General features: G+C 32.9%; 17 protein-coding genes. 11 read left to right on the plus strand and 6 right to left on the minus strand.

Annotation, left to right across the window (positions count from 1 at the left end; translation table 11 throughout):
* Window position 1: 1 nt before the first annotated feature.
* From ACQYZ7_RS01730 to ACQYZ7_RS01755, 6 genes are all read left to right on the plus strand, one after another.
* Window positions 2–517, plus strand: a complete 516-nt coding sequence (locus ACQYZ7_RS01730) for a rhodanese-like domain-containing protein (RefSeq protein ID WP_430728079.1) — start codon at window positions 2–4, stop codon at window positions 515–517.
* Window positions 510–1,145 (plus strand): TIGR04282 family arsenosugar biosynthesis glycosyltransferase, encoded by a 636-nt coding sequence (locus tag ACQYZ7_RS01735; protein WP_430728080.1) that lies wholly within the window; start codon window positions 510–512, stop codon window positions 1,143–1,145. The genes ACQYZ7_RS01730 and ACQYZ7_RS01735 overlap by 8 nt, the downstream gene beginning before the upstream one ends.
* A gap of 86 nt (window positions 1,146–1,231) precedes the next feature.
* Complete coding sequence (locus ACQYZ7_RS01740; protein WP_430728081.1) at window positions 1,232–2,050, plus strand: purine-nucleoside phosphorylase; 819 nt, start codon at window positions 1,232–1,234, stop codon at window positions 2,048–2,050.
* Window positions 2,051–2,263: 213 nt separating this feature from the next.
* Window positions 2,264–3,232 carry an arsenosugar biosynthesis arsenite methyltransferase ArsM gene (arsM, locus tag ACQYZ7_RS01745; RefSeq protein WP_430728082.1) on the plus strand — a complete coding sequence of 323 codons (969 nt, stop codon included), beginning with the start codon at window positions 2,264–2,266 and terminating at the stop codon, window positions 3,230–3,232.
* A gap of 156 nt (window positions 3,233–3,388) precedes the next feature.
* Window positions 3,389–4,162 carry a hypothetical protein gene (locus ACQYZ7_RS01750; protein ID WP_430728083.1) on the plus strand — a complete coding sequence of 258 codons (774 nt, stop codon included), beginning with the start codon at window positions 3,389–3,391 and terminating at the stop codon, window positions 4,160–4,162.
* Window positions 4,163–4,244: 82 nt separating this feature from the next.
* Window positions 4,245–6,431, plus strand: coding sequence for a transglycosylase domain-containing protein (locus tag ACQYZ7_RS01755; protein ID WP_430728084.1), 2,187 nt, complete (start codon window positions 4,245–4,247; stop codon window positions 6,429–6,431).
* Window positions 6,432–6,577: 146 nt separating this feature from the next.
* Here ACQYZ7_RS01755 and radA read toward each other — a convergent pair whose 3' ends face one another.
* From radA to panC, 4 genes are all read right to left on the minus strand, one after another.
* Complete coding sequence (gene radA / locus ACQYZ7_RS01760; protein ID WP_430728085.1) at window positions 6,578–7,939, minus strand: DNA repair protein RadA; 1,362 nt, start codon at window positions 7,937–7,939, stop codon at window positions 6,578–6,580.
* A gap of 35 nt (window positions 7,940–7,974) precedes the next feature.
* Window positions 7,975–8,925 (minus strand): lysylphosphatidylglycerol synthase transmembrane domain-containing protein, encoded by a 951-nt coding sequence (locus ACQYZ7_RS01765; protein WP_430728086.1) that lies wholly within the window; start codon window positions 8,923–8,925, stop codon window positions 7,975–7,977.
* A gap of 1 nt (window position 8,926) precedes the next feature.
* A complete protein-coding gene (gene panD, locus ACQYZ7_RS01770; RefSeq protein ID WP_028891458.1) occupies window positions 8,927–9,277 on the minus strand; it encodes an aspartate 1-decarboxylase in 351 nt (116 codons plus the stop codon).
* 96 nt (window positions 9,278–9,373) lie between these two features.
* Window positions 9,374–10,225, minus strand: a complete 852-nt coding sequence (gene panC, locus ACQYZ7_RS01775; protein WP_430728087.1) for a pantoate--beta-alanine ligase — start codon at window positions 10,223–10,225, stop codon at window positions 9,374–9,376.
* Between the two features lie 96 nt (window positions 10,226–10,321).
* On the opposite strand from panC, the gene ACQYZ7_RS01780 reads away from it, so the two are divergent.
* From ACQYZ7_RS01780 to glmS, 3 genes are read left to right on the plus strand one after another with little or no spacing between them, the layout of a single operon-like run.
* A complete protein-coding gene (locus ACQYZ7_RS01780; RefSeq protein WP_430728088.1) occupies window positions 10,322–11,137 on the plus strand; it encodes a glycogen/starch synthase in 816 nt (271 codons plus the stop codon).
* Window positions 11,137–12,804, plus strand: coding sequence for a DUF4270 family protein (locus ACQYZ7_RS01785; protein ID WP_430728089.1), 1,668 nt, complete (start codon window positions 11,137–11,139; stop codon window positions 12,802–12,804). Before ACQYZ7_RS01780 ends, ACQYZ7_RS01785 begins: the two co-directional genes overlap by 1 nt.
* Before the next feature lie 6 nt (window positions 12,805–12,810).
* Window positions 12,811–14,667, plus strand: a complete 1,857-nt coding sequence (glmS, locus tag ACQYZ7_RS01790) for a glutamine--fructose-6-phosphate transaminase (isomerizing) (protein ID WP_430728090.1) — start codon at window positions 12,811–12,813, stop codon at window positions 14,665–14,667.
* Between the two features lie 49 nt (window positions 14,668–14,716).
* On the opposite strand, the gene ACQYZ7_RS01795 is transcribed toward glmS, so the two are convergent.
* The gene (locus ACQYZ7_RS01795; protein ID WP_430728091.1) at window positions 14,717–15,676 is read right to left on the minus strand and encodes an endonuclease/exonuclease/phosphatase family protein; all 960 of its coding nucleotides are present in this window, start codon (window positions 15,674–15,676) and stop codon (window positions 14,717–14,719) included.
* Between the two features lie 334 nt (window positions 15,677–16,010).
* On the opposite strand from ACQYZ7_RS01795, the gene ACQYZ7_RS01800 reads away from it, so the two are divergent.
* Window positions 16,011–16,343, plus strand: a complete 333-nt coding sequence (locus ACQYZ7_RS01800) for a hypothetical protein (protein WP_430728092.1) — start codon at window positions 16,011–16,013, stop codon at window positions 16,341–16,343.
* Between the two features lie 75 nt (window positions 16,344–16,418).
* Here the strand turns inward: ACQYZ7_RS01800 and gdhA are convergent, their stop codons facing one another.
* Window positions 16,419–17,762 (minus strand): NADP-specific glutamate dehydrogenase, encoded by a 1,344-nt coding sequence (gene gdhA / locus ACQYZ7_RS01805; RefSeq protein WP_430728093.1) that lies wholly within the window; start codon window positions 17,760–17,762, stop codon window positions 16,419–16,421.
* 191 nt (window positions 17,763–17,953) lie between these two features.
* Here gdhA and pheS point away from each other — a divergent pair, with 191 nt between their 5' ends.
* Window positions 17,954–18,973, plus strand: coding sequence for a phenylalanine--tRNA ligase subunit alpha (gene pheS, locus ACQYZ7_RS01810; protein ID WP_099215093.1), 1,020 nt, complete (start codon window positions 17,954–17,956; stop codon window positions 18,971–18,973).
* Window positions 18,974–19,092 lie beyond the last annotated feature (119 nt).

The following is a 19,092-nucleotide window of genomic DNA, read 5'->3' on the forward strand; positions in this document are numbered from 1 at the left end:
CATGAAAAACCTCATCTTTCTCATATTTTTAGTGTCTGTAAATTCTTTTTCTCAAAAGAACCTACAACAGTTATTGAAAAAACACAATACCGAAAGTATTCCGTATATTTCTATTAGTGAACTACAAAAAGAAAAGCCTTTCGACTTCGCTCAAGGTGACGGCATAATTATACTAGACGCTCGTGAACCTAAAGAATTTGAAATCAGTCATCTTAAAAACGCGATGTGTGTTGGTTATGATTTTTTCAATTTAGAAAACACCTTATCAAAACTTCCTAAAGACAAAAACACTAAAATTGTAGTATATTGTTCATTAGGAATTCGTTCAGAAGACATTGCCGAAAAGCTACAAAAAGAAGGTTTTACCAATATTTTTAACCTATATGGTGGTATTTTTGAATGGAAAAACCAAAATAATACCGTAGTAAACAAACAAAACAAACCCACCGAAAAAATCCATGCTTTCAACAAAGAGTGGAGCAAATGGTTACATAAAGGAGAAAAAATATATGAATAATCAAAATGAAGTGTCATTTCGAGCGCAGTCGAGAAATCTTCTCCTAATATTTACTCGAAACCCTGAATTAGGTAAAGTAAAAACACGTTTAGCTAAAACAATCGGAGACGAAGCTGCGTTAGATATTTATAAATTCTTATTAGAACACACAAAACAAGTCACCCAAAATTTATCTTGTGACAAAGCCGTTTATTATTCCGTAAAAGTTCGTGAAAATGATATTTGGAGTGAAGAATTCTATCAAAAACACCCTCAAAAAGGAGATGATTTAGGCGAAAGAATGCACAATGCATTTCAAGATTCTTTTTCTGAAGGATATGAAAAAGTGATCATTATTGGTAGTGATTTACCCGATTTAACTTCCGAACACATCAATGAAGCTTTTGAAAAACTCAATTCAAACGATGTAGTTATCGGTCCTGCAGAAGACGGAGGCTATTACTTACTTGGAATGAAAAAACCACATCCAAACATCTTTAAAAATAAAGACTGGGGAACAGCTTCAGTAAGGCAAGACACGCTAAACGATTTAAAAAAAGTTACTGTACATTTGTTGGAAACCTTAAATGATGTAGATGTTTTTGACGACATCAAAAACAACCCAATATTCAATCAATTTTTAAACTAACCGTCATTCTGAACAAAGTGAAGGAATCTCCTCAATAAGATTACCACCTCACTTCATTCTTAGCAATGACAAACACAATACAAAAAATGCTTAAAAAACAACAACTTCAAGAAACACAAGAATTTCTTAAACATAAAGGAATTACCAACCCAGAAATAGGAATTGTTTTAGGAACAGGTTTAGGTAAATTAGTAGATGAGATAACCATTGAACACGAAGTACCGTATGCTGATATTCCACACTTTCCACAAGCAACTGTAGAATTTCACTCCGGAAAGTTAATTTACGGAACCCTATCGGGTAAAAAAGTGGTGGTAATGTCGGGTCGTTTTCATATGTATGAAGGATATAATTTATGGGAAGTAACCTACGGTATTAGAACCATGCACGCATTAGGTATTAGAACTTTGTTAGTTTCTAATGCTGCAGGTGCTATCAACCTTTCTTATAAAAAAGGGGATCTAATGCTATTGGAAGATCACTTGAATTTACAAGGAGGTTCTCCCTTAGCCTTTAAAGGAGCAAACGAGTTTGGGAATATTTTTGCCGATATGTTAGAACCGTATTCAAAAAAATTGAACACTCAAATGAAAGCTATTGCTAAAACTAACGACATAGACCTGAAAGAAGGAGTATATGCAAGTGTTGTAGGTCCGCAATTGGAAACCAGAGCTGAATATAGAATGTTACAAATTTTAGAAATAGATGCGGTAGGAATGAGTACCGTTCCTGAAGTAATCGTAGCAAAACAACTCAACATTCCGTGTGCAGCCGTTTCGGTATTAACCGATGAATGTGATCCTAAAAATTTACAACCTGTAGATATTACCGAAATTATTGAAGTTGCTGGAAAAGCTGAACCTAAAATGATTACGCTGTTTAAAGAACTGATTAAAAATTTATAACGTCATTCCGAACGTAGTGAAGGAATCTTATGAATGGGAAAAACATCCAACCTTGAGATTTCTCGCTTTAGCCTGTCTTGAGCGGCAGTCGAAAGGCTCGCAATGACAACAAACAAATTATAAAACAAGACTATTAGACTCAAGAACTAAGACAAACAATACAAGTCTTTATTCTTTTATCTAACAGCGTAGCGGTCTTTAATCTTAAAAAATATGAGTTACTTAGAAACCACCAAAGATGTATATAAAGAAGCAGCCTTAACTCCAGATGTTGGTTTATGCTGTACAACAAACCCTATTTGGGAATTACCGGGATTAAAAATTCCGAAAATTATGCAAGAAATGAACTACGGATGTGGTTCTACAGTGCATGCTCGCGATTTAACCAACAATCCTAAAATATTATACGTAGGTGTTGGTGGCGGAATGGAATTATTACAATTTGCATATTTCTCACGTCAAAAAAGTGGTGTAATTGGAATTGATGTGGTAGATGAAATGTTAGAAGCTTCTCAAAATAATTTTGTGGAAGCAGAAGCTCAAAACCCTTGGTTTAAAAGTGAGTTTGTAGATTTACACAAAGGTGATGCTTTACACTTACCTGTAGAAGATAATTCGATTGATGTGGCTGCTCAAAACTGTTTGTTCAACATTTTTAAAGCAGAAGAATTAAAGAAAGCCATTGCTGAAATGTACCGCGTATTAAAACCTCACGGACGTTTGGTAATGAGCGACCCTACCTGTGAGCAACCTATGAATGAAACGTTACGTAACGACGAGCGTTTGCGTGCTTTATGTTTAAGTGGAAGTTTACCGATTGTGGAATATGTAAAGATGTTAACCGACGCTGGTTTTGGAACCATTGAAATAAGAGCTCGTAAACCGTATCGAATTCTAGATCCTAAAAATTACCCTACCGATGAATTGATTTATATTGAATCGATTGAAGTAGCAGCGATTAAAGACCCAATGCCTGCTGACGGACCTTGTATTTTTACAGGAAAAGCAGCGATTTACTTTGGTGATGAAGACTATTTTGATGATGGCGCAGGACATACCTTATTGAAAAACCAACCGTTGGCTATTTGCGATAAAACAGCAGCCGCTTTAAAAGCGTTGGGAAGAGACGATATATTTTTCTCAGAATCTACCTATCATTATGATGGTGGTGGATGTTGTTAGAAACAAAAATTAAAATTAGTAGAAGCAATCTCAAATGAGATTGCTTTTTTATTTGATTCTGATTCTCTTTTTGATAAATTACTACCGTATAATATTCATTATTAATAATGATGGATATCTTTGCTTCTAATTTTTTTCTTCTCTCAAATGCGAAAATTGAAAATACAATCATTAATTTCACTACTTATTATTTTTATAATAACTACTTCTTGCGTTTCCAAAGTTGTGAGACCTAAACTGATAGGAGTAATAGTCAATGAACAAGGGAAACCCATAGATAGCTGTATAGTTGGAGAAACATATACTGACAAAAATGGAAAGTTTGAGTTATCAGAAATAACAACTAGAGAGTTTTTTAGCATTTTTGGGACTTCCTCTGTTTTTATCTCAGAACAAATTAGAAAAGAAGGCTACGAACCTAAGGATTTAATTGCCAGAAATCGTTATGGTAGTGTCAGAAAAGGAAGCATTTGGAATATGGATACTATTTTTTTAAGAAAAAAAATCAACAATTTTTCAAAAATAGATTTAAATGATTATTGGCTAGCGAGCATGACTAAGAAATTAGATACTGTTTTTATGACCAAAAAAAATTTAGAATATGATGAAATGAAAATAGATTTTATTTCAAGAAATTATGATACTTATTCCAAAGGATACTATTATTTAGGAATAAATAATCTTCCTAAAAATGTTTTTGAAAGGTATATTGAATTAGATTTAACAGATACGATTTTAAAAATTCAACGAGTATTGGTTTATGGTGATTCTATCACAAGTGAAAAAACAAAATACGACACTGTTTACTCACAAGGAAAATGGAAACAAGACAATCAATTATTATATTTTCAAACTGACTTACCTGAAATAAATGGAACTTATAAAGTAACTGATTTTAACCATGATTCTATGGAGTTAATTAAACAATAATTTTATTTTAAAAAGTTTAAAATGTTTAACATTCTCTTTTAAACCTTCACAATTTCACCAACGAATCTTCGTTTTTAGTACAATGAAAACATTGAAAGAAATACAATTTCAACTTAGAGAAAACAAGAAATTAACTCTTTTGTTAAAATATGCTACAGGATTCATACTGTTTGGAATTCTTTTAGTAGTACTATTATTCTCCTTAGTGTATTTTGAGGTGTTTGGTAAATTACCCAACAAAAAAGAGTTAACATCTGTCATAAACGAAGAAGCTTCTTTAATCTATTCATCAGACGATGTTATTATCGGGAAAATATTTGCTGAGAACAGAACTAATGTTCAACTAGAGCAAATTCCTAATCATTTAAAAGAAGCTTTAATAGCTACAGAAGATAAACGATTCTATTCACACAACGGATACGATGGTCAAAGTTATGCCCGCGTTTTCTTTAGAAGTATTTTACTACAAGATGCCTCAGGTGGTGGTGGTAGTACTATTACACAACAATTAATTAAAAACCTCTACGGAAGACAATATCATGGTTTTTTAAGCATGCCAATCAATAAAATAAAGGAGCTTATCATCGCTAGTCGAATGGAAAATTTATATAGCAAAGATGAAATATTGTTGTTGTATTTAAACTCGGTTCCTTTTGGAGAAAATAATTTCGGAGTAGAATCGGCTGCTAATCGATTTTTTAATAAATCTGTTAACGAATTAAACATTGAAGAATCAGCTGTACTTGTGGGTATGTTAAAAGCCAACACTTATTACAATCCGAGATTAAATCCAGAAAATGCTAAAAAACGTCGTAATACGGTACTTCAATTAATGAACAACGAAGCGTATTTAAGCAATGAAGTTACCGATAGCTTACAAAAGCTACCTATTACACTCAACTATCATAACCTTGATATAAATACAACAGCGGGTTATTTTACTTATCAAGTAAAGAAAAAAGCTGCTGAACTCATAAAAAAGAGTAACGAAGCTTCTAACAGCAACTATAACTTAGAAACCGACGGGTTAAAAATTCATACAACGTTGAATTACGATATTCAAAAGATTGCAGAAAAATCTGCTAAGGAGCAACTCATTGTCAAACAACAACAATTAGACAAAGAATTAGCTTCAAACAGGTTAAAAAATAGATGGCTACAAAAGCAACAATTCATAGAAAAAGATAAACAAAAGAGAACTATTCAACTTTTTGATTGGGACAGTACAAAAACAATTACTGGTAACAAAATTGACAGTCTTTGGTATTATGATAAAATGTTGAATGCATCTGTATTAGTTACGAATCCGAAGAATGGCGCAGTAATCAGTTGGGTTGGCGGAAATAACTTTAACACACTTCCTTTTGATATGGTGTTATCACATCGTCAAATAGCTTCAGCTTTTAAACCATTTTTGTATGCTACAGCGTTAGAAAATGGAATTTCTCCGTGTGATTATTTTGAAAACGAAGAAAAAACCTATCCAGAATACGATAACTGGAAACCACAAAATGCTGACCATAGCACTACTCCTGATAAAAAAGTTGCCATGTGGTATGCCTTAATTAAATCGATGAACATCCCTAGTGTTAACCTTTATTTTAAACTAAAAAAAGAATGGTTGATTGACACTTGTGAAAAGTTACTATTCCCCGAAATTACTGACGACGCTCCTTCTATTGCTTTAGGAACGCTAGATTTATCCCTATTTGAAGCTACAAGAGCTTATGGTGCTTTTGCCAATAATGGTGAAATGAATGATTTGTACATGATTCATAAAATTACCGATAAGGAAGGAAATATCATTTACGAAAACGCAGCACAAAAAACCGAAAGAGTATTCACAGAAGAAAGCACGCAAACCTTAACCACTATTTTGCAACAAGCAGTAGAACAAGGAACGGGAGCTAGCATAAGAAACAGGTATAAAATTAAAAGTCCGTTAGCCAGTAAAACAGGTACCGCTCAAAACTATACCAACGCTTGGTTTATGGCATATACACCGAATATTGTTCTCGGAACTTGGGTAGGAACTTCTAAAAACGACATACATTTTACTAGCGGAAATGGTTCAGGTTCTTCATTAGCATTACCCATCGTTGCCAATATTTTGAAGGAAATAGAAAATAATTCTGAATTAAGAGAAAAATATTTAACTTCATTTGACATACCAAAAGAAGTTTCTTCCTCAATCGAATGTCCTCCATTTAGAGAAAAAGGAATTAAAGGTTTTTTCAATAGGCTATTTGGGAAGAAAGAAAAAGAGTAATTTAATGTAAGAAATGCTATCAGTTCGAGTATCGACCAAAGGAAGATGTATCTAGAACCAACTAATGACGTCTCGATACAATTCCGATACAATATCGGAATCACTCGACGTGACATTTTAACAATCTAACTCACATTTAAATTAATTTATGCAAACAAGGTTGCAAAAGCTTCTTCAATCTTACTCACTAAAATCAGTTTTATCGAATGATTTTTACTGGTAATCTTGTTGTATTTTGAGGTTACAAAGGTTTTATACCCTAATTTTTCAGCTTCGGTAATACGCTGATCTATCTTGGAAACAGGGCGAATTTCACCTGCTAAACCAACTTCGGCTGCAAAACATACGTCTGGGTTAATTGCCAAATCTTGGTTAGACGATAAAATCGCAGCAACCACCGCCAAATCTATCGCAGGATCATCTACATGAATTCCACCCGTAACATTTAAAAAAACATCTTTTGCTCCTAATTTGAAACCCGCACGTTTTTCTAACACCGCTAAAATCATGTGCAAACGTTTCAAATTATAGCCTGTCGTGGTTCGTTGTGGAGTTCCGTAAACTGCTGTTGAAACCAGAGCTTGAATTTCTATCATTAACGGACGAATTCCTTCTAATGTTGATGCAATAGCTGTTCCGCTTAAATCGTCATCTTTTTTTGAAATTAAAATTTCTGAAGGATTGGATACTTCACGTAATCCATCTGATAACATTTCGTAAATTCCTAATTCAGCAGTAGAACCAAAACGGTTTTTTTGCGAGCGTAAAATTCGGTAGGTGTGATTTCTATCTCCTTCAAACTGTAAAACCACATCTACCATATGTTCTAAAATCTTTGGCCCTGCAATATGTCCTTCTTTGTTAATATGTCCAATTAACAATACCGGAGTTGCTGTTTCCTTAGCGAATTTGATAAGTTCTGCTGAAGTTTCTCGTATTTGTGAAATGCTTCCTGGTGAAGCTTCAATAGAATTGGTATGCAAAGTTTGAATAGAATCGATTACCAATACATCGGGCTGAACTTCTTCTATGTTTTTAAAAATCTGTTGGGTATTGGTTTCTGTAAGAATTAAACAGTTAGGATTTTTTCCTTCTACACGTTCTGCTCGCATTTTAATTTGCGACTGACTTTCTTCTCCAGAAACATAGAGTACTTTTTGCGGAATTTGTAAGGCAATTTGTAGTAGTAAAGTAGACTTACCAATTCCTGGCTCTCCTCCCAGTAGCACCACAGCTCCTTTTACCAATCCGCCACCCAAAACAGTGTCTAGCTCTTGATTCTTCGTTCCAAAACGCTCTTCTGGATTCAGTTGAATATCTTCAACTCGTAAAGGTTTTGCAACTCTTTTTTGTTTATTTTCAGGCGATTTCCAATTTCTTTTTTCTTCTTTTTGAATCACTTCCTCAACAATAGTGTTCCATTGTTTACAAGAGCCACATTGCCCTACCCATTGCGCATGTTGCGCTCCACAGTTTTGACAGAAAAAAGTTGTTTTGGTTTTTGCCATTCGATTTGTAAGATTTACTTACAAAGAAAAGAAAACTATTTGTTTTTATTGTAGATAGGTAAGAACAAAAACGCCAATCCTCCAAACACAATAATCATAGCTGTTTGAGCGGTCCACATAATCCATCCAAAAGCGGTTGCTGGTTCTTCTGCTATTCCGAATAATGCTAAGGCTCCAGCTACTGCAATTGGGTATAAACCGACACCTCCATTAGTAGCCGCAATACTAAATCCCCCTGCAATAAATCCGATTAAAACACCTCCTAACGGAACGTGTAACCCATCAATTGCTGGAATGGTTGCCCAAAACATCAATACATACATCAACCAGATAAACACAGTATGGAAGATAAACGCCCATTTGTGTTTCATTTTAAAAATACTGGTAACCCCTTCAACCAATCCAACTACAAAGTTTTTGATTTTTAGTCCGATTCCTGATTGTGCTTTCTTTACAAAACGTGTAAAAACCACAAACACCAATGCTAAGCCTCCTAAAAGGATTCCAATTTTAATCGGATCGAAGTTTTTGATTAGTAACTCATAAATAAAATCAAATTGTACAAAGAGTGTAATTACAATAATACTAAGCATCATAATCAGATCTGCCATTCGTTCGGCAACGATGGTTCCAAATCCTTTTTCAAATGGGATGTTTTCATAATTTGTCATCACCGCTGCACGAGACACTTCTCCTGCTCTTGGCACTGCATAATTCACTAAATACGCTACCAAAACCGCCATGGTGCTATTACCAAAATTTGGCTTGTACCCCATTGGTTCTAACAAAAACTTCCAGCGATAGGCACGAGATAGATGACTTAAAACCCCAAAGAACAGTCCTAAAGCTATCCATCCATAATTAGCATCTCTAAAGTATTGAACTAATGTTTCAATTGAAATTTTTGACAATGAATACCAAACTAAAAAACCTCCCAAAATGAGAGGTAATAGTATTTTTGTGATTTTTTTGACTGATAAACTCAAACTATTCTAGCAAGTTATTTTCTTCGTTAGGAAATACTAATTGTGGTTTAAACTTTTTAGCCTCTTCTAATTCCATAAAAGCATACACAATTAAAATAAGTACATCTCCTTTTTGAACTCTACGCGCTGCAGCTCCATTTAATGTGATTTCCCCACTTTTCCTTGGACCTGGAATAGCATACGTTTCTAAACGTTCTCCGTTATTGTTATTCACAATTTGAACACGTTCTCCTTCAATAATTCCAGCAGCATCCATTAAATCTTCGTCAATGGTAATGCTTCCTATATAATTTAAATCCGCATTAGTTACTTTAACACGGTGTATTTTAGATTTTACTACTTGTACTAACATGCTGCAAAAATAGTTGTTTTTTAATGAATACTAAATTGTTTTTAGATGATTTTAACATAACTACAGACCCTACATTTAAGCCTAAATAGCAACTAATTAATTGTTCTTTAAACGAATATTATCAATTAGACGAATGTCTCCTGCAAAAACAGCTATAAAGGCACGATATTTTTTATTTCCTTTAACCTCTGTTACTGTTTGTAATGTTTTTTCTTCTGCAATGGTGAAATACTCCAACTCCAATAACGGGTGTTTTTTGAACTGTTTTTCAACCCATTTAGTTAATTCTTCTGGATTTTTTACACCAAATTTATTTTTTGCTTTTTTTAACGTTTTATAAATAAAAGGAGCTGCTTCTCTATATTTTTTGCTTAAACGAGTATTTCGAGAACTCATTGCAAGCCCATCTTCTTCTCTAAAAATAGGTCTTCCTTTAATTTTTACTTGGAGTTTGTATTTCTCAACTAACTTCTTAATGATTTGCAACTGCTGAAAGTCCTTTTTTCCAAAATAAGCGGTATTTGGCTCAATAATTTCAAAAAAAGCTTTTACAATCGTTCCAACTCCATCAAAATGACCATCCCTAAACTTCCCTTCCATTTGGTGTTCTAATCCGTCAAAATCAAAGTTCTCTGAAGCTATATTTTCAGCATAGATTTCTTCTACTGTAGGAAAAAACAACACATCACAATCAACAGACTCTAACAACGCTACATCACTCTCGTAAGTCTTAGGGTATTTATCTAAATCTTCTTTATTATCAAACTGTGTAGGATTTACAAAAATGCTAACTACAGCAATATCATTCTTTTTTTTCGCCTTTTTAATGAGCGATAAATGCCCCTGATGTAGAGCTCCCATAGTTGGGACAAATCCGATAGATTTCTTATTCTTTTTTAGAGTAGATAAAAACTCTTTTATTTCGGATTTTCTTTTGAAAATTTTCATTGTTATTTTATTGAAATGCATGCAAAATTAGCAATTTAACACGATTTTTGCATTAAATTTCGTATTTTTGCACATTCAATAAAAGAGACCGATTTAATGAAGGATAAGAGAGTTTTATATGTTTCATCAGAGGTAACACCATATTTACCAGAAACAGAATTATCGTCTACCGCATTTAACGTTGCTAAAAATGCACATTCTAAAGGAATTCAAACCCGTATATTCATGCCTCGATTTGGGGTAATCAATGAACGAAGGCATCAATTACATGAAGTTATTCGTTTATCGGGTATGAACTTAATTATTAACGACATGGATATGCCTTTAATAATTAAAGTTGCTTCTATACCTAAAGAAAGAATGCAAGTATATTTTATTGACAATGATGAATACTTTAAGCGTAAAGCTGTGTACTCTGATGAAGATGATAAGCTATTTGACGACAACGATGAGCGTATGATTTTCTTCGCCAAAGGTGTTGTTGAAACGGTTAAGAAGCTAAACTGGGCTCCAGATATTATTCATGTTCACGGATGGATGGCTTCATTACTACCTCTATATTTAAGAGAATTTTATAAAGAAGAACCATTGTTTGCTGAAAGCAAGATTGTAACTTCGCTTTACAATAGTAATATTGAAGATTTGAGCAAAGAATTAGCTAACAAAGTTCGCTTTGACAAAATTGAAAACTCTAAAGTAGCTACAATTGAAACACCAAGTCATATTAATATTTTAAAAAGCGCTATTGAAAATTCAGATGCTATTATAAAAGGTAGCGAGGTTTTGCCTGAAGAAATTGAAACTTTCATTGATGAAAGCAATGTAAAAGTATTAGACTTTCAATCAGAGGAAACTTTAACTGAAGCATATTTAGAATTTTATAAAGGAAACGTTTTAGAATTAAGCGAATAATGATTAGAAAAATTGGTGTACTTAGTATTAGCTTGCTATGTTTAGCAGCTATTACATCGTGTGAAAAAGACTTTAGTGAAGTTGGCACAAACGTTGTTAACAACGATAAGTTTGAAACAGGAGAAATCTTATTGGATGTTGAAATAACTCCTAAAAATATTGAGAGTGTACAAGCTGACAATATTAACGCTAGTATTAGTGATTATTGGCTTGGAGTATATAATAATCCAAACGCAGAAAAAATTGAGGCTTCAATAATTTCTCAACTTGGATATATTTCAAACTTAAACAATAAAGATACAGACACTACTGTATTTAACCTTGACAAGGTTATCTTAAAAATTCCATATCAGGCAACCTCTACAGGCACCACTGATGGCGTGACAAGATTTAAATTAGATTCAATTTTAGGAAACCCTGATGTTGCTACCTCTATTCAGGTACTGGAAAATGAGACTTATTTAAACACACTAAACCCTAGTGATCCTTCAAAAAGAAATACATTCTTTTCTGATGATGAATATTTAGGGGATAATGTATTAAGCGAAGGTGGCATCTACCAGTTAAAACCTAAAGCTACAGATACGACATTTATTTTTGATAGAGTTGACAGGTCTTCTTCATTAACAGGCACAACTACATATAAAGATACTATTAGAGCTATAAACTCTCAGAAACTTAAAGTTCCTTTTTTAGCAATTCCTTTGGATATCACAAAAATGAAAACTTTATTTTGGGATAAGTTTCATAGTGGAGAATTTTTATCTAAAGAAGCTTTTGATGATTATTTTAGAGGAATTAAAATAGTTGCAACAGGAAGTGATGGATTATTAATTCCATTAAACCTAGCTTCTTCACCTGCTCCATCTGTAGATTTTCACTACACTATATCTGAAGTGGATGGTACTACAGTAAAAGATACTCTTCAAAAAAAGTACTCTTTTCCTCTGGCTGGTGTAAGGAATAGTCATTATAAAATGACTCCGGCTACAAATTCAGCTCCTGCCAATAACTTTGTTGTTCAAGGAACTGCTGGTAAAATGGCTAAAGTAAAAATTTTAGGTTTAGACCTAAGTAAGTCAGAACTAACTCAGCAATTTAAAGGCGACTTTAATGATAATTTAAACGATTACGATATTGATGACAATGGTTTCTTGAGCTTAGATGAGCTTCAAAAACTATTTAACTACAGAAAGAATATTTTAAAAAGTAATTCTTATTTATTAATGAATGATGCATCTCTTACTTTTTATATAAATCAAGCAATCAACAACGATTCTAACATTATTCCTCAGCAGTTATTTTTATATCAAAATAAAGAAAATGAAACAGGAGGTATTTCACCAACACAGTTAACAGATGCTTACGTTGATCCGACTTCATTTGGTGGAACTTTAAAGAAAACTGATGATAACCCTGAAAAATATACTTTTAGAATTACAGATTACATTTCTAAACTATTATCTGGAGAAGAAAACACAACTACTGATCCTTTAATTTTAAAAGTCTACAATCCTACAGATTCTCCTGTAAACAATAATGTTTTAACAACTTCTGTTAAATCTTATAATTGGAATCCTAGATCAGTGACATTATTCAACGGGAATGAGTCTGCTAACGGAACTAAAAGAGCTGTTTTAAAAATATCATATTCAAAAGAAAAGTAAGCTGTTATGTGTGGAATTACTGGATACATTGGACATAGAGAAGCTTATCCAATTGTAATTAATGGATTAAAGCGTTTAGAGTATAGAGGTTATGATAGTGCTGGAATCATGATGTATGATGGTGAGACAATGCACTTATCAAAAACCAAAGGAAAGGTTTCCGACTTAGAACTGATTACAAACAAAGAAGAGGAAAGAAAAAAAGGTAAAATAGGTATTGGACATACTCGTTGGGCAACCCATGGCGTTCCTAATGATGTAAATTCTCACCCTCATTTTTCTCAATCTGGAAACCTTGTAATCGTTCATAATGGCATTATAGAAAACTATGACACCATTAAAAAAGAATTACTTTCTAGAGGTTACGAATTTAAAAGTGACACCGATACTGAGGTTTTAGTAAACCTTATTGAAGAAATAAAGAAAAGTGAAGGTTGTAAATTAGGTAAAGCTGTTCAATTAGCCTTAACTAACGTAATTGGTGCTTATGCAATTGCTGTTTTTGACAAAACAAAACCCAATGAATTAGTTGTTGCTAGATTAGGAAGCCCTATTGCTATCGGGGTTGGAAAAAACAATGAAGAATTTTTTGTTGCTTCTGATGCCTCTCCTTTTATTGAATATACAAAAGATGCAATTTACCTTGAAGATGGTGAGTTAGCCATTATAAAAAAAGACAAAGGGATTAAAGTTCGTAAAATAGATAACGACAAAGAAATTGATGCGAACATTCAAAAACTACAGTTAAGCCTTGAACAGATAGAAAAAGGTGGTTACGACCACTTTATGTTAAAAGAAATATACGAACAACCTAAAGCTATTATAGATACCTATAGAGGTAGGATGCTAGCCAACGAAGGCATTATAAAAATGGCAGGTGTTGATGATAATATGTCTAAATTCTTAAATGCAGACAGAGTTATTGTTGTAGCTTGTGGTACTTCATGGCATGCAGGCTTGGTTGGAGAATATCTTTTTGAAGATATGGCTCGTATTCCTGTTGAAGTTGAATATGCCTCTGAGTTTAGATATCGTAACCCTATTATTACTCCAAAAGATGTAGTTATTGCTATTTCTCAGTCTGGAGAAACTGCTGATACTTTAGCTGCTATTAAACTTGCTAAATCTAAAGGGGCTTTTGTTTTTGGTATATGTAATGTAGTAGGTTCTTCTATCGCTAGAGAAACACATGCTGGTGCTTATACACATGCTGGACCTGAAATTGGTGTAGCATCAACTAAGGCATTTACAACACAAATAACAGTACTTTCATTAATTGCTTTAAAACTAGCTCAAGCTAAAGGAACTTTATCTACATCTGCTGTGAATACTTATTTACAAACGATGCAACAAATTCCTGCTCAGGTAGAAAGTTTATTAAAAATTGATGCCCAAGTTAAAGAAATAGCGGCCGTTTATAAAGACGCTAAAAACTGCTTATATTTAGGTAGAGGGTTTAATTTTCCTGTGGCTTTAGAAGGTGCTTTAAAATTAAAAGAAATCTCTTATATCCACGCTGAGGGTTATCCTGCTGCAGAAATGAAACACGGACCTATTGCCTTGATTGATGAAAACATGCCTGTTTTTGTTATTGCAACAAGCAGAGGGCATTATGAGAAGGTGGTAAGTAACATTCAAGAGATTAAGTCTCGTAGTGGAAAAATAGTAGCAATCGTTACAGAAGGTGATGAAACAGTTAAAGAAATAGCTGATCATGTCATTGAAATTCCAGATACAGAAGAAGCTTTTTCTCCTTTACTAACAACAATACCGTTTCAATTATTATCATACCACATAGCAGTAATGTTAGGTAAAAATGTTGATCAACCAAGAAACTTAGCAAAATCAGTTACTGTAGAGTAACAATCGATTTTATTCAAAATACAAATCCTGAGAGTCTTCTCAGGATTTTTTATATCTCTTTTTCAAAAGTTACATATATAGGAAAATGATCTGAAAAACCTCCTTTATAAAAGGGCCCTATGAAAGTTCTAAACGGACTTCCTTTATACTTTCCTTTGTATATTTTAAGCCAATCTTTATTATAAATTTTCGCGTTTAAAAAACTATGTTTGCTCTCATTAACATTAAAAAAAGCTTTTGAAAACATTATTTGATCAAACAAGTGCCATTTTTTATAATGAGTTGTAGTTCCTAGCCCTCTTTCATATAACGGCTTCATAGGATTGTACAAATCATCTGATATTAAATACTCTTTAATGCTTTTATTAGTTGGATCATCATTAAAATCTCCCATAACAATAAATTTCGGAGCTTTTTCTTCCTTTTTAATCTTATCTATGATACTTCGAGTTAATTGCGCGGCTTTTATTCTATTTTTTTCACTTTCAGTCTCCCCTTCTCTACGTGAAGGCCAATGGTTAACTAAAACGTGTACTAACTCATCATTAAACATACCTTTAACCACTAATAAATCGCGAGTATAATCTACTTCTCCTCTATCATCGGTTAACAAAAGCGGATATGTTTCGGAAGATATTACCTCAAAAAAATCTTGATTATACATCAAAGCAACATCAATACCTCTTTCATCTGGTGAATCATAATGAACGTAATCATAATTAAATTTTGACAGGTTTTTATGCTTCACTAAATCGTTTACGACCATAGCATTTTCAACCTCAACCAATCCAATAATAACTGGTGGATATGCAGATTGATTATTACCTAATTGACTAATAACAGATGTTATTTTTCTCAATTTATGGTGATACTTTTTCTTTCCCCATTTTAATTTACCATTTGGTGTAAAATCATTATCATAAGTATTGGGATTATCAACAGTGTCAAATAAATTTTCAACATTATAAAAAGCAACTGTGTACCTATTTCTTCTCCTATTTGATGTCATTTAAAAATTGTTTGCGTACCGAAAATACAAAAATGCAAGAAGCTAATAACATAAAGCTAACCTTAATAATTAACGAATTACATAAAAACTAAAAACAAGTTTATTGATATTAATAAAAATTATTGAATTATTTAAAACTCATCAAAAAAGAAAGGTGAAAAAGAGAAATATTATCAATATTAACAAGGTGTAAAAGAATATAAAACTAAAACTTAGTTTACTTTAAAACAATACTTTATTAATCAATAAAAACCATTTAAAAAACTCATTTACAATATTTTTACATCGTTAAATTTTAACAAAAAACTTAAAACAAACCCTAAACCTCTAAAAAATGAAAAAGTTATTTGTACTAGTATTCGTAACCTTAATGAGCACTTCAGTATTTTCAACAAACGAAAATCCTACTAAGGAACATATCAGAACAAAAATCGTTGAATTATTAGGTAACCCTAATTTTGTTCTTGATAAAGAAGTAAAAACTACCGTAGAGTTTTTAATAAACAAAAACGGAGAAATCGTTATTTTGAACGTTAACTGTGAGACTGAACAAATTTGTCACTACGTAAAAAGTAGATTAAATTATAAGTTTATAAATAATGAATTAAAGTTAAAGAACCATATTTATAAAATGCCTTTAACCATACAAAAAAGTAGTAGTAAGTAATTATTATCAATCATCCCCTAATAAAAAAGCCTCATAGAATTTCTATGAGGCTTTAATGTTGTTATTCTGTATATATTACACCGCTCCTTGATCAAGCATTGCATCAGCAACCTTAACAAAACCAGCAACGTTTGCTCCTTTTACATAATCAACATATCCATCTTCTTCTGTACCATATTTTACACAAGCTTCGTGAATATTATTCATGATAGAATGTAATTTAGTATCTACTTCTTCACGAGTCCAAGACAAACGTAAAGAGTTTTGAGACATTTCTAAACCAGATGTTGCTACACCTCCTGCATTTGAAGCTTTTCCTGGTGCAAATAAAATCTTTGCGTTGTGGAATACTTCAATAGCTTCTGGAGTAGATGGCATGTTTGCTCCTTCAGCAACACAAATACATCCATTATCAACTAATATTTTTGCTTCTTCTCCGTTTAACTCATTTTGAGTTGCACATGGTAAAGCTACATCACACTTAATTCCCCAAGGTCTTTCTCCTTTAAAGAATTTTGCTGATGGATACTGCTCAACATACTCGTGAATTCTTCCACGTTTTACGTTCTTTAACTCTTGTATAAAAGCTAATTTTTCGGCATCTATACCAGCTTCATCATAAATGTATCCTGAAGAATCAGATAATGTTACAACCTTACCTCCTAATTGAGTCGCTTTCTCAGTAGCATATTGCGCTACGTTACCAGAACCAGAAACAACTACAGTTTTTCCTTCAAAAGAATCTCCTTTGGTTTTTAACATATTCTCAGCAAAGTAAACATCTCCATAACCAGTAGCTTCTGGACGAATTAATGAACCTCCCCAAGAAGCTCCTTTACCAGTTAATACTCCTGTAAACTCGTTACGTAAACGTTTGTACTGACCAAACATATAACCTATTTCACGACCTCCTACACCAATATCTCCTGCAGGTACATCAGTATCAGGACCAATATGACGAGCTAACTCAGTCATAAATGATTGACAAAATGCCATTACCTCACGGTCAGATTTTCCTTTAGGGTTGAAGTCAGACCCTCCTTTACCTCCACCCATTGGTAAAGTTGTTAATGAATTTTTGAAAACTTGCTCAAATCCTAAAAATTTTAAGATTGATAAGTTTACTGAAGGGTGAAAACGTAACCCTCCTTTGTAAGGACCAATTGCTGAATTAAACTCAACTCTATACCCTCTGTTTACTTGAGTTTCTCCGCTATCGTCAACCCAAGGCACTCTAAACATAATAGTACGTTCAGGTTCAACCATGCGCTCTAGTAATTTCTTACCTTGATATTTTGGATTATTTTCTATAAACGGAATTACTGTTTCTGCTACTTCATGTACAGCTTGCAAAAACTCTGGTTCATATGTATTACGTACTTTTACGTAATCCATAAATGCTTGTATCTTAGATTCCATAAACTTAGTTGTTGTTCTGTTATTTTATAATATTAACAATTTTACTATGCAAATATAATTATTTTACTATTCCTTAATTTCTATTTTTCTGTTTATTTCCCTTATTTTATTGGTGTTTTTGCAAACACAATCAAAAGTCCTTTTTTTTACACAAAAAAATGTAAATTTGCACCTTAACTTTTGGAAAGATTATGTTAGACAAGGTAAAAGAATTGATTGGAGAGGTAAATGCTTTTAATACCACTTCAAAAGAAGAAATTGAAACATTCAGAATTAAGTACTTAGGAAGCAAGGGGATTTTAAAAGATTTATTTGCTGAGTTTAAAAATGTACCTAACGACCAAAAGAAAGAGTTTGGACAAACCATCAATTTACTTAAAAATTCTGCTGAAGAAAAAGTAAACACTTTAAAAGAAGCTATTGAAAATGCTGTTGAAGAAAAAGGTGTTTATGGAGACTTAACACGTCCTTCTGAGCCTATTAATTTAGGTTCTCGTCACCCAATTTCTTTAGTAAAAAACCAAATCATCGAAGTTTTTAACCGTATTGGTTTTACCGTTTCTGAAGGACCAGAAATTGAAGATGATTGGCATAACTTTACCGCTTTAAACTTACCAGAATATCACCCAGCACGTGATATGCAGGATACTTTCTTTATTGAAAAGAATCCTGATACGTTGTTAAGAACACATACCTCATCGGTACAAGTACGCTATATGGAAAATAACGAACCTCCAATTCGTACAATATCTCCTGGGCGTGTGTTTAGAAATGAAGATATATCTGCTCGTGCACACTGTATTTTCCATCAAGTAGAAGGATTATACATTGATACCGATGTGTCTTTTGCTGATTTAAAACAAACCTTATTATACTTTACCAAAGAAATGTTTGGTAAATCTAAAATACGTTTACGTCCATCTTATTTCCCATTTACTGAGCCAAGTGCTGAAGTAGATATTTACTGGGGATTAGAAACCGAAACGGATTACAGAATTACTAAAGGAACAGGTTGGTTAGAAATTATGGGGTGTGGTATGGTAGACCCGAATGTTTTAAAGAACTGTAACATTGATCCTACAAAATATAGCGGGTACGCTTTCGGAATGGGTATAGAACGTATTGCTATGTTATTATACCAAATTCCAGATATTCGTATGTTCTATGAAAATGACAAACGTTTCTTAGAGCAGTTTAAATCTGTAATTTAATCGCAGGGCGATAGCCAAGGGTTTAATCGAGGTTTGACTTAAATGCTAAAACTAGTATCATTTGAATACCTCGTAGGCTTGCCCCAATGTAGTTGATTTTTAAATAAATTCAAACAAAA

Origin of the sequence: Tenacibaculum sp. SDUM215027 (assembly GCF_050566205.1) — a bacterium.
Lineage (GTDB): Bacteria > Bacteroidota > Bacteroidia > Flavobacteriales > Flavobacteriaceae > Polaribacter.

Excerpts from the sequence above, each read along its gene's own strand:
- ACQYZ7_RS01730 (WP_430728079.1), top strand. The coding sequence starts at position 2 with ATGAAAAACCTCATCTTTCTCATATTTTTAGTGTCTGTAAATTCTTTT.
- ACQYZ7_RS01735 (WP_430728080.1), top strand. The coding sequence starts at position 510 with ATGAATAATCAAAATGAAGTGTCATTTCGAGCGCAGTCGAGAAATCTT.
- ACQYZ7_RS01740 (WP_430728081.1), top strand. The coding sequence starts at position 1,232 with ATGCTTAAAAAACAACAACTTCAAGAAACACAAGAATTTCTTAAACAT.
- arsM (WP_430728082.1), top strand. The coding sequence starts at position 2,264 with ATGAGTTACTTAGAAACCACCAAAGATGTATATAAAGAAGCAGCCTTA.
- ACQYZ7_RS01755 (WP_430728084.1), top strand. The coding sequence starts at position 4,245 with ATGAAAACATTGAAAGAAATACAATTTCAACTTAGAGAAAACAAGAAA.
- radA (WP_430728085.1), bottom strand. The coding sequence starts at position 7,939 with ATGGCAAAAACCAAAACAACTTTTTTCTGTCAAAACTGTGGAGCGCAA.
- panD (WP_028891458.1), bottom strand. The coding sequence starts at position 9,277 with ATGTTAGTACAAGTAGTAAAATCTAAAATACACCGTGTTAAAGTAACT.
- panC (WP_430728087.1), bottom strand. The coding sequence starts at position 10,225 with ATGAAAATTTTCAAAAGAAAATCCGAAATAAAAGAGTTTTTATCTACT.
- ACQYZ7_RS01780 (WP_430728088.1), top strand. The coding sequence starts at position 10,322 with ATGAAGGATAAGAGAGTTTTATATGTTTCATCAGAGGTAACACCATAT.
- ACQYZ7_RS01785 (WP_430728089.1), top strand. The coding sequence starts at position 11,137 with ATGATTAGAAAAATTGGTGTACTTAGTATTAGCTTGCTATGTTTAGCA.
- glmS (WP_430728090.1), top strand. The coding sequence starts at position 12,811 with ATGTGTGGAATTACTGGATACATTGGACATAGAGAAGCTTATCCAATT.
- ACQYZ7_RS01795 (WP_430728091.1), bottom strand. The coding sequence starts at position 15,676 with ATGACATCAAATAGGAGAAGAAATAGGTACACAGTTGCTTTTTATAAT.
- ACQYZ7_RS01800 (WP_430728092.1), top strand. The coding sequence starts at position 16,011 with ATGAAAAAGTTATTTGTACTAGTATTCGTAACCTTAATGAGCACTTCA.
- gdhA (WP_430728093.1), bottom strand. The coding sequence starts at position 17,762 with ATGGAATCTAAGATACAAGCATTTATGGATTACGTAAAAGTACGTAAT.
- pheS (WP_099215093.1), top strand. The coding sequence starts at position 17,954 with ATGTTAGACAAGGTAAAAGAATTGATTGGAGAGGTAAATGCTTTTAAT.